6 protein-coding genes are annotated in these 11918 nt (G+C 46.5%); 2 read left to right on the forward strand and 4 right to left on the reverse strand.

Features of this window, described 5'->3' with window-relative positions:
- Nucleotides 1-17: 17 nt before the first annotated feature.
- Nucleotides 18-4079 (reverse strand): hybrid sensor histidine kinase/response regulator transcription factor, encoded by a 4062-nt coding sequence (locus tag KG118_RS04380; protein WP_117710544.1) that lies wholly within the window; start codon nt 4077-4079, stop codon nt 18-20.
- Nucleotides 4080-4267: 188 nt separating this feature from the next.
- On the opposite strand from KG118_RS04380, the gene KG118_RS04385 reads away from it, so the two are divergent.
- Nucleotides 4268-5350 (forward strand): phosphotransferase enzyme family protein, encoded by a 1083-nt coding sequence (locus tag KG118_RS04385; protein WP_117710545.1) that lies wholly within the window; start codon nt 4268-4270, stop codon nt 5348-5350.
- A gap of 83 nt (nt 5351-5433) precedes the next feature.
- Nucleotides 5434-6075, forward strand: coding sequence for a carbohydrate-binding family 9-like protein (locus tag KG118_RS04390; protein ID WP_233514847.1), 642 nt, complete (start codon nt 5434-5436; stop codon nt 6073-6075).
- A gap of 85 nt (nt 6076-6160) precedes the next feature.
- On the opposite strand, the gene lpxA is transcribed toward KG118_RS04390, so the two are convergent.
- From lpxA to KG118_RS04405, 3 genes are all read right to left on the reverse strand, one after another.
- Nucleotides 6161-6928, reverse strand: coding sequence for an acyl-ACP--UDP-N-acetylglucosamine O-acyltransferase (gene lpxA / locus KG118_RS04395; RefSeq protein ID WP_117710547.1), 768 nt, complete (start codon nt 6926-6928; stop codon nt 6161-6163).
- A 61-nt stretch (nt 6929-6989) separates the two neighbouring features.
- Nucleotides 6990-8375 (reverse strand): TolC family protein, encoded by a 1386-nt coding sequence (locus tag KG118_RS04400; protein WP_117710548.1) that lies wholly within the window; start codon nt 8373-8375, stop codon nt 6990-6992.
- 110 nt (nt 8376-8485) lie between these two features.
- On the reverse strand, nt 8486-11902 hold the full coding sequence (locus KG118_RS04405) for an efflux RND transporter permease subunit (RefSeq protein WP_117710549.1): 3417 nt from the start codon (nt 11900-11902) through the stop codon (nt 8486-8488).
- Between the last annotated feature and the right edge of the window lie 16 nt (nt 11903-11918).

Genomic DNA, 11918 nt, shown 5'->3' on the forward strand with positions numbered 1-11918 from the left:
TCCAAAAGATGTATTGTCTATTCTTCTCCTTCTTCCTCTTTGTCGGATTCTTCTCCTTTGCGGTAGGCGAGCGGGCTGACATGATAGATGTCTTTGAAACACTTGCTGAAATAGCGTGAAGAACTGAATCCTATCTTGTCGGAAATCTCGGTGATGTTCAGTTCGAGATTGTTGCGCAGCATCAGGGCGCCTTTCTTTAGGCGGATAGTCAGTATGAAATCATTCGGAGTTTGTCCGGTGATAGCCTTTAGCTTGGTGAACAGGTTGGTGCGTGCCATTGCCATTTCCCTCGCAAAGACATTGACATTGAATTCCGTATCGTCCAGATGTTCTTCTATGATAGTCATGGCTCTATCCAGAATATCCTTGTCTATCGGGTTGGTGGCGAGCATCTGTGCGGCCGTTTGTGGCTGTTTGCTGAACTTCTCCTGCAAGAGGATGCGTGAGTTTACCAAGTTGTTGCAGCGGGATATCAGCAGGTTTGTATTGAATGGTTTGGTGATATAATCGTCCGCACCGATGCGCAGGCCTTCAATGTTCAGTTCAATGGCAGTACGTGCGGTTAGCAATACTACGGGAATGTGGCAGGTGTTGAAGTCGGTTTTTATGAGTTTGCACAATTCTGTTCCCGACATCTTGGGCATAACCACATCACTCACCACGATGCAGGGCATTTCACTGCGTACCGTTTCCCAACCTTCTTCTCCGTTGGAAGCCGTCAGTATTTGGTAGAATGGTCTGAAGATATTGGCAAGCATTTCGCGAATGGAGTCATTGTCCTCTACAATCAGCATCTTGGCGTCCGGAATACGCTTGATAGGCGCATTCTCTTCCAGTTCGGTTTTCAGGAAAGCATCTGTTTCCGGTTTGGGCACTTCAATCTGGTGTACGCAGTCCGGATTTTGGTTGATTTGCTCTTCGTCAAAGAAGTCATTGCCCAATCGCAGGGTCACGATGAAGCTTGTACCTTTACCAAGTTCACTTTCTACGCGGATATTGCCGTGATGTAACTCTACGATACCTTTGGTCAGGGCCAGCCCGATACCTGTACCGCTCTTACCGGCGCTTGTGGAGTTTACCGGATCTATCTGATAGAAGCGGTCGAATATCTTGTCTATTTCCTTTGCGTCGATACCGCTTCCCGTATCTTTTACGCGGATTATGACGTTATTCTCCTCTTTCTTTACGCTAAGGGTTATGGTGTCTTCCTCTTCTGTGTGCTTGATGGCATTGGATAGAAGGTTGTTGATAACCTTCTGCATCTGTTTCTGATCGTACCACACTTCCAATTCATCAGTCTCTTTTTCGAAATTGAAGTTAATCCGTTTTGAACTGGCATATTCGAGGAACAATAGATAGTTCTCGTACAAGAAGTTTACGATGTTGTGCGGACTGACCTTAATTTTCATATGACCTTGTTCCTGTTTGCGGAAGTCGAGCAATTCGGTAATCAGTTCGCGCAATTGGATACTGTTTTTGTAAATACCTAATATCTTGTTATAAACGGCAGGTGTGAAATTCTGTAATTGCAGCAAAGTCTCCACTTGACCCACGATAAGAGTCAGCGGAGTACGGAATTCGTGCGAGATGTTGGTGAAGAAGCGCAGTTTGGATTGGTTCAGCGCTTCTACGTCCTGAATATGTTTCTGTTCATATTTCAGAGATTCACGCAGTTTAATTCTCGATTTATAGGTACGTACCAGATACCACAAAACGGCTATTATTATAATAAGGTATATAAAGTAAGCAAGCGTTGTCTTGTAATATGGCGGCAATACGTGGATGATGAGTTGCACTTGCGGGCAAAGGCTTTCGTCTTTTCCTTCCGGTTTGATGAGCAGGGTATAAGTACCTGCGTTCAGGTTGGTATAGGTGATGGAACGCAGTCCGCGCGTGTTGGTCCATTCATGGGAGAATCCTTCCAGTTTATAGATGATGTCGTCTTTGTTGGCAGGTATGTAGTTGGAGGTGGCAAACTCTATGCTGAACATACTCTGGTTTGCGTTGAGTGTAATCTCTTTGGTATGGCACAGAGAGCGTTGCAATATCCCGGTTTCATCTCCTACGTGTATTTCCTGTCCGTTTACGATGAGACGTGAAAGGACAATCTTATAAGGCTTCGGAGTAAAATTCAGTTCCATCTCATGGAAGGAAATCATACCCTGCACGCCACCCAGAAAAATTTCGCCGTCACGGGTCACGCAGAGTGCATTTTCATTGACGGCTGTCAGCGGGAAGCCATTTTCGGCACTGTAATTCTTGAAATCCTTGTTCCGATAGTCAAAGATGGAGAAGCCTTGATTGGTGATGAGCAGTAATTTGCCGCTGGTGGTGGACTCCTGTGTCTCATAGATACAGTCGGTGGCAAGATTGTTTTTCTCTTTGTCGAAGTTCTCGAAGTCATTGCTTGCAGGGCGATAGAGGTCCAGACCGCTGCCCGAAGTAGAGAACCAGAGGTTACTCTTGCTATCCTGCATTATGTTGTTTACATTATTATTGCTGAGACTGTTCGGGTTGGCGGAATCATGGCGGTAGTTTGTCAGTTTGCGGGTGTCGAAACGGTAACTGAAGACGCCCTCTCCGGTGGCGGCAATCCATAGCGTACCTTTCGAGTCGAGCAGGACATCCGCTACCATTTTAATAGATTTTCCCTCTTTACTGTCTTTGAACAGTTGTTGGCACTTTCCGTTGGCAGGGTCAAAGAGACATACTCCGTTCTGGGTTGCTATAATCAGGCGGTTCTTGTAGGGAGTGATGTCGCGGATGATGTCTGACGGGAGAGCTTGCGGGTTGTTCTCTTCCATGCGGTAATGGGTAAAATGTCCCGATCGTATATCCAGCTTGTTGAGGCCGCCCAAGTGAGTGCCTATCCATATAATTTCTTTGTCGGCATCGTAGTAGAGCGCTTTCACATTGTTATGTGATATGCTGTTTCGTCCTTCCTGCGGGCGATACCACTTGAATTCGCGCGTACGACGGTTATAGTAGTTCAGGCCGCCGCCTTCAGTTCCAATCCATAGGTTGCCGTCTTTATCTTCGATGGTACGTCCCACGACCGGATTGCTCAAGCCTTTCTTTTCATTGGAAGAGTAGGCGTGACGGGTGTAGATTTCATACTCGGGATTGAAATAGTTGACGCCGCCGAAGTAAGTTCCCAGCCATAGCGTACCTTGGTTGTCCTTTACAATACACCAAATGGAAGAGTGGGTAAGACCGTCGGCCTGTATGTCATTGGCGGTATGGTTCTGGAACAAGCCGGTGCTTTTGTTGTAACGGTTCAATCCGTTGAAAGTTCCTATCCATATGTTGCCCAGATTATCCTCACAGCATGCCCTTACGAAGTTTGAGGAAAGACTGTGCGGGTTCTTGGCGTCGTACTTGAAGTTTTCGATTTTTCCGTCTGCCTTTACGTGGAATAAACCCTCTTCCCAGCTGCCAATCCATAACTCTCCTTCACTGTCCCGATAGAAGCTGGTGATGTTCCCTTTCCGGATGGGGTGTGTCAATTCTTTTTTATCAATGTTCAGGCGATACACACCGTTGGTGGTAGTACCCATCCAAAGGTAACCTTTATCAATGTGCATACAAAAGATTTCCAGATTTCCGGCGGACAGTTGATAATATAGGTCGAAGTTTCCGGTTTCTTCATTGTAGCGGTATACTTCGTTCTTTTTGCCGATGAAAAGGCCGTTATTGTAGTAGATGCTGTTGATATTGCCTTGCAGCAGAGTGGTGAACTTTTGAGTGGCAAGGTCGAATTCGGCTACTCCTTCGGTGCATAGCAGGTAAATCTTTTCATTATGATTACCCACAATACGCAGTACTGTGTTGCAAAAAAGGCTGTTAGGGTCATTCTTCTGCAGTTTGTAGGTCTTTATGTCTTCTCCGTTGTAGCGGTTCAGCCCTTCGCGCGTACCAATCCATAATATACCGTTCTCATCGACATACAGGCTGTTTACGGAAAATTGTGATAGTCCGTCGTCGGTGGTAAGATGATTAAAGGTGATATTCTGTCCATGTACATTTACGAAAGCTACGCTCGCTAAAATGAGGAATAATCTGATGACAAGCTTTTGCACGTTGAGTTATTTTTAAGGTTTCAGTCACAAATATATAAATATTTTGTACAAATAATCTCATTTATTATTTGGTTTTTGCGGTTATATTTGTTTAAATGTATATTTTTGGATATTCATCGAACAATTATAAACGGATTGTATGTGATAAAGAACGTATATTTGTACCACTAAATTAATCTATAATTATCATGAAAGACCTTTTATCTATCGTATCTCATTTCCAATTAAAGGGTACGGTTCAAGAAATCAAACCTTTAGGTTCCGGACTCATTAATGACACGTATAGAGTAACCACTCTTGAAGCCGATGTTCCCGACTGTGTATTGCAGCGTATCAACCATGCCATTTTTCAAGATGTGGAAATGTTGCAGGCCAATATCAATGCTGTAACGACCCATATCCGCAAGAAACTGGAAGAAAAAGGCGAGAAGGACATTGAGCGCAAAGTGCTTCATTTCCTTCCTGCCGATACCGGAAAGACTTACTGGTTTGACGGAGAGAACTATTGGCGTGTCATGGTGTTTATTCCCAATGCCAAGACATACGAGACAGTCAATCCCGAATATTCCTACTATGCCGGTGTGGCTTTCGGTAATTTCCAAGCCATGCTTGCCGATATTCCCGATAAATTGGGTGAGACGATTCCCGATTTCCATAATATGGAGTTCCGTTTGAAGCAGCTTCGTGATGCCGTTGCGGCTGACGCTGCCGGACGTGTAAAGGAAGTTCAGTATTTTCTGGATGAGATAGAACGCCGTGCCGATGAAATGTGCAAGGCGGAACGTTTGCACCGCGAAGGCAAGTTGCCCAAGCGTGTTTGCCACTGCGATACGAAAGTCAACAATATGATGTTTGATGAAAACGGCAATGTGCTTTGTGTCATCGACCTTGACACAGTGATGCCCAGCTTTGTATTCTCCGATTTCGGTGACTTCCTGCGTTCGGGAGCCAATACCGGATTGGAAGATGACAAGGAACTTGCCAATGTGAATTTCAATATGGAAATATTTAAGGCTTTCACAAAAGGCTATCTGGAGTCGGCCAAATCTTTCCTGCTGCCGATAGAGATAGAGAACCTGCCCTATGCAGCCGCTTTGTTCCCCTATATGCAGTGTGTGCGTTTCCTTGCGGACTACATTAATGGCGATACATATTATAAGATTCAGTATCCGGAACATAATCTGGTGCGCACAAAAGCACAATTCAAATTGCTGCAGAGCGTAGAGAAACATACTCCGGAAATGCAGAAATTCATAGCTTCATGCATTTAAAAAGGTGTCTGACGGCGGCAGTAATAGGCTGCTGCGCTTTGCCCTTATTTGCATTAACTCCTAAAAATAAGACAATGAAAGAATTGGATGTCAAGAAAGTGAGCATGGCAAGCATACCGGTAGAATCGGTTCCGGCTCTTTTGGATGAAGAAAAAGTGGCTTTTCAGCCAATCAATACAGTGAACTGGACGGCGTTTCCATATTGCCCGGACGTGAAGTTCCGTATAGCCCATACGGATGATGCCATTTTGCTTCACTTTAAAGTGAAAGAAGCCAGTGTGCGTGCGGTAGCGGGCAAAGACAACGGCCCGGTTTGGGAAGATGCCTGTGTGGAGTTTTTCTCTGTTCCTGCCGGAGACGGGGTGTATTATAATATGGAATGTAACTGTGCGGGCCGATTGCTTATCGGTGCTGGGGCGGAACGTTCCAACCGCCAGCATGCGTCACAGGAAATACTCGATAAAGTGCAACGTTGGTCTTCCTTGGGCCGTGAGGATTTTGAGGAACGGGTAGGAGAGTGTAATTGGGAGGTGGCATTGGTGATACCTTATTCCGCTTTCTTCTTGCACAATATTACCTCGCTGGATGGTAAGGTTATCCGTGCCAACTTCTATAAGTGCGGTGATAAGTTGCAGACTCCCCATTTCCTGTCGTGGAACCCTATCGGTTTGGAGAAACCGAATTTCCATTGTCCGGAGTTCTTCGGGGCGTTGCGTTTCGAGTAGGAGGATGTATTTATATATAACGCATTATCTGTTCGGGCAGAACAGATAATGCGTCTTCTATTAAAAAAAAGTTTGTTATTGAATCTTACTTAACAATCCCTTTCGAGTCACGGATAAAGTTGATGATGTTGTGTATCTCATCACTCATCGGAACCTGATCCTCAATCTTCTGCAAAGCATCCTGTATGCTGAAGTTTCCTTGATATACCAGACGGTAAGCATTTACGATATGGCGCAAGACACGCTCGGTAACCTCATGCTTGTGTTGAAGTACCACTGCATTGATGCCGTGGTATTCTGCCGGATTACCGTTCATGATGACATATGGCGGTACATCTTTTGAGATGCGGCAACCTGCCTGAATCAGCACCCAACTGCCTATGTGGCAATTCTGATGCAGGATGACGTTACTGCTCAGAATTGTGCAGTCATCTATGCGGCAGTCGCCCGCTACCGTACTCTTGATGCCCAATACGCAGTGATTGCCTATCTGTACGTCGTGGCAGAGATGCACACCGTCCATTAGATAGTTGTTATCGCCAATGCGCGTACATCCGCTTTCGTGCGTGGCGCGGCTGATAACAACGTTTTCACGAATATCGTTGTTGTCACCGATTATCAACCGGCTTGCTTCGCCCGTATAATGAAAATCTTGTGGCTCACTACCCAGTACGGCGCCATGATGTATCTTGTTTCCTTTACCTAAACGAGTACCCTTGAGGATACTTGCATTTGACATAATCACACAGTCATCACCGATTTCCACATCTCCCTCGATGTAAGCGAAAGGCTGAATGGTTACGTTCTTACCGATTTTTGCGGTAGAATCTACCGATGCTAATGGACTAATCATGTTTTCCAATTTTGAATGACTTTTTAATGAAGAATTCATTCTTCTTAATTCTTCATTTATGTTACTTCTCTCTTCCTCCGCCCAACGCTTGGTACAGGCTTATTACGGACTGCATACGGTCGAAGGTGTCGGCCACTTCCGAAAGCTGTGCACTGAGGTAAGACTGCTCGGCAGATAAGACTTCCAGATAGGTTGACGTGCCTAAGTTAAACAATTCTTTTGTATCTTCCGCAGCTTTACGGGCAGAATTCACTTGAATTTCGCGTGAAACCGCTTTGTCTGAAGTCATTTGGTATTGATATAAGGCGTTGCTTACTTCGTTTCCAGCTTGGAGCAAGGTGGTTTGGAACTGAATTTTGGCTTGTTCTTCCTGTGCTTTTGCCTGTTTCAGACGGGCTATGTTAGCACCGCGGTAGAATAACGGCTGTGTCAGCGAACCGATAGCGGATGCCAGTAACTTGCCCGGGTTGACGATAGCAGAACCGGCACTGTTGGTCCATCCGGCAGAACCGCTTAATGTAATCTGCGGATAGAATGCGGCGCGTGCGCTGTTGGTATCGTAATAGCTTGCGGCCAACGACATTTCAGCGGCTTTCACATCAGGACGGTTTGATAGCAGTTGCAAAGGAATGCCTGTGGAGAATTCAGACGGTAACTGCTGTTCCTCCAAAGTGCCGCGGGCAATGCTTTGTGCCGGTTGGTTCAGCATCAGGCACAATGCGTTTTCCGTTTCGCGAATACTTTGGCGTATGTCGGGCAGGGAAGCCATTACTTGCGCATAGGCGGTACGGCTTTGCTCTACAGCCGCACTGTTTGCCATAGCGGCATCTTTCATTGCTTCTACGGTTTCGAGGTTACGTCTCAAAATGTCACAAGTGCCTTCACTGATTTGCAGCTGACGGTCGAGCATCAGCAATGTGTAGTACATATTGGCTACATTGGCAATCACTTGTGTCTGTACGGCTTGCTCATAGAACTGCGTCTGTTTCAGAGAAACCTGCGCTTTGCGTTTGGGATTCAGCAATTGGCCGAACAGGTCTATCTGCCAGCTTGCTGTTACCGGGAGCGAGTAAGTCTGTGTAGCCTTGCCTTTGTCCCAACTGCTTACTGTGCCTTGCGGGGAGAGAGCCAGCATCGGGGCATAAGCCAAACGTGCGGACATTAACGCTGCCTGAGCTTGTTTTACAGTCAGTGCAGCGCTACGCAGGTCGGCATTATTGGTCAATGCCTGCTCGATAAGCGTCTGCAACTTGGCGTCTGTAAACACTTCCTTCCACGGCAGATTACCGAAGTTGGCGGTATCTGCGGCAAGTGTATCGCCCCCGGCAACGGTGTCGCGATACAGACCTTCCACAGTAATATCTTCGGGTCTGTCATATGATTTGTAGATATGGCAACTGCTCAATAAAGCAGTTGCGCACATCAGAGTTATTATTTCTTTCTTCATAATCGTTCTTTTTAATGATGAATGAAGAATGAAGAATGATGAATGAATGAGTTGCGCCATACAGCTATCTCGCAAGGTAAATTCTTCATTCATCATCCTTCATCCTTCATTTATTTTGTGTATTGTTCAATTTCGGGCTCTGCATCCGAGTTGTCCACATCTTCCCATTCCATAGGTTTAATCTTCTCCTGTAAGTATTGGAAAACAACGAACAGGGCGGGAACAATGAATATCTGCAATATCATACCAATCAACATACCACCGATGGCGGAAGTACCCAATGTGCGGTTACCGTTGGCGCCTGCACCGGAAGCGAACATCAGCGGAAGCAGACCGACAATCATAGCCAAAGATGTCATCAAGATAGGACGCAGACGGGCTCCTGCACCCAGCACGGCGGCCCAAGTGATACTCATACCCATCTTACGGCGGTCGAGGGCAAACTCTACAATCAAGATAGCATTCTTGGCCAACAGACCCATCAACATGATGAGGGCAATTTGCATATAAATATCATTGGACATCGTACCCAAAATCATTTTCAGTGCAGGGATATTTCCCAACGAGCCTATACCGCTGACGAAAAGGAAGCTGCCCAACAAACCGAACGGTACGGAGAGCAATACGGAAAGTGGAAGGATATAACTTTCATATTGCGCACTCAACAACAGGTAAACGAATACGAAGCAGAGCACGAAAATCAGACCAGTTGTGCTGCCGCTGGTTTCGGCCTCTTCACGTGCCATACCGCCAAGTTCGTAAGCGAAACCTGTCGGCAGACTTTCTTTGGCAACTTCCGCAATAGCCGCCAGAGCCTGACCGGAAGTGTAGCCGCTGGCGGGAGCCACCATCACCTTCATGGATGTATAAAGGTTGAAACGGCTGATGATGTCAGGACCATATACCTTCTTGATGGAGACAAACTGCGTAATGGGGGCCATTTCGTTACCGTTACGTACCTTGATGCTGGAGAGTGACTCCAGATTCTTGGTTGCGTTCGGCTCGGCTTGAATCATGACACGGTACATCTTACCGAAGCTATTGAAGTTGGAAGCATAAAGACCTCCGAAGTATCCCTGCATGGTGCTGAGAATGTCGCTTGGGCTGAGGCCGGCTTTCTTACAGGCTGCCGCATCAATATCCAGCATATATTGCGGGAAGTTAGGGTTGAAGCTGGTCTTGGCAGAGTTGATTTCCGGGCGTTCTTCCAATGCGGCGGTATATTTATTGACCACCTCGAAGAAGTGATTGAGGTCACCACCGGTTTTATCCTGCATATTCAATTCGATGTCGCTGGATGCCGAATAACCCGGAATCATAGGCGGAGCAAAGAACAATACCTGTGCTTCTTTGATAATTTTCTGTGCACGCATATAGAGGGTAGCGTAAACGACCGTTGAATTTTGCATAGTGGAGCGCTCTTCCCAGTTTTTCAGCTTGATAATGAGCGAACCGTAAGAAGGTCCCTGACCGCCGATGAAACTGAAGCCGGAGATTACGGTACGTGATTCTACTGCCGGGTCGGCCGCAACCAGACTGTCCACACGGTTCAGTACCTCCATGGCACGTTCTTGCGATGTGCCCGGGGGAAGTGTTACCACACCCATGATAGTACCGGTATCTTCATTGGGAACCATACCCGTCGGGGTGATGTTCATAAAGACTATCAACAGGACAATGGAACCTGCAACAATACCGCCGGACAGCCATTTCTTCTGGATGAAACGGAGCACTTGCTTCTTGTACTTGCCCAGAATGGAGTCATAAGAGGCATTGAAAGAGTTTTTGAACTTGTCGGTAGTCATACCCGCCAATGCCAATACGCTGATTACAATCATAACGAGACAAAGTACCGGGTGGTTTTCAAAGCTGAACAAGCCGAATATCATGCCTAAAATGGCAATTGTAGTAAAGAGCAACGTCAGACCGGGACGCATCATTTTACCCATAGAGTCGGCATAACGCGCCAACATGATTTTGCGGGCTTCTTTGGTTGCGACGCCTATGCGCTCTTTTACGCCGGCATCACTGTTGTGCGGTTTCAAGAAGATGGCACACAAGGCCGGACTCAGCGTCAAAGCATTCAATGCGGAGAAACCGATAGCGATAGCCATTGTAAGACCGAACTGTCGGTAGAACGTACCGGCAGTACCGCCCATAAAGCTCACCGGCACAAACACTGACATCATTACCAATGTGATGGAGATGATGGCGCCGCCCAACTCGCTCATGGCGTCGATGGATGCGGTCCTTGCCGATTTATATCCTTGGTCGAGCTTGGCATGGACTCCCTCGACGACGACTATGGCATCATCCACCACAATCGCAATGGCAAGCACCATGGCCGAAAGCGTCAGCAAGTTAATACTGAATCCAATTAGTTTTAATACGAAGAATGTTGCAATCAACGCTACCGGAATGGCAATGGCGGGAATCAATGTAGAACGCATATCTTGCAGGAAGATATACACTACGATGAACACAAGAATAAACGCCTCAATCAAAGTCTTGACTACTTCATGAATAGAAGCGAACAAGAAGTCGTTTGCACTTTGTGCGATATTGATTTTCAAGCCTGAAGGCAATGTTTCGGATGCTTCATCGAGTACTTTTTCCAAGTCGCTGATGGTTTGTGTTGCATTGGTTCCTGCCATCTGATATACGATACAGGATACTGCCTTATGCCCGTTTACCGTATTGTTGAAGTTGTAAGACAGACGACCGAGTTCTATGTCAGCAATGTCTTTCATACGGAGCACTTCACCGTTTTCAAGAGCTTTGATAACGATATTCTCAAACTCTTCCGGTTGTTGGAGGCGTCCTTTATAACGGATAGTGTATTGGAAACTCTGGTTGCCGCGTTCGCCGAACTGACCGGGAGCGGCTTCGATATTTTGTTCAGCCAATGCTGCAGCTACATCGTTGGGAATCAGCTTATACTGCGCCATTACGTCTGGTTTCAGCCAGATGCGCATGGAGTAGTCCATACCGAGTACGTTGGCGTCACCCACACCGTTTACGCGTTTTACTTCCGGTATAAGGTTGATATTAGCGTAGTTTTCAAGGAATTCGATGCTGTACTGGTCTTTCTCGTCGTAAATAGAGAATACCATTAGCATGGAGGTTTGTCGTTTCTGCGTGGTTACACCGACTTTGGTTACTTCGGCAGGCAGCAGACCCTGAGCCATGGAAACACGGTTCTGTACGTTGACGGCCGCCATATCCGGGTCAGTACCTTGTTTGAAGTAAATGGAAATATCGGCGGAACCGTTATTGGAGGCGTTGGAGGTCATGTACATCATGTTCTCCACACCGTTAATCTGGTCTTCCAGCGGTGCAATGACAGAATTCAACACCGTTTGGGCGTTGGCACCGGTATAGGTGGCGCGTACCGACACCGTTGGGGGTGCAATGTCCGGATATTGGGTGATAGGCAGTGTTGCCAAACCAATAAGTCCCAGGATTACTATCAGGATAGAGATTACCGTAGATAGTACCGGACGATTAATAAATCTATCTAATTTCATGTTATTTTAGTGATTA

Source organism: Bacteroides propionicigenes, assembly GCF_018390535.1.
Taxonomy (GTDB): Bacteria; Bacteroidota; Bacteroidia; order Bacteroidales; family Bacteroidaceae; genus Bacteroides; species Bacteroides propionicigenes.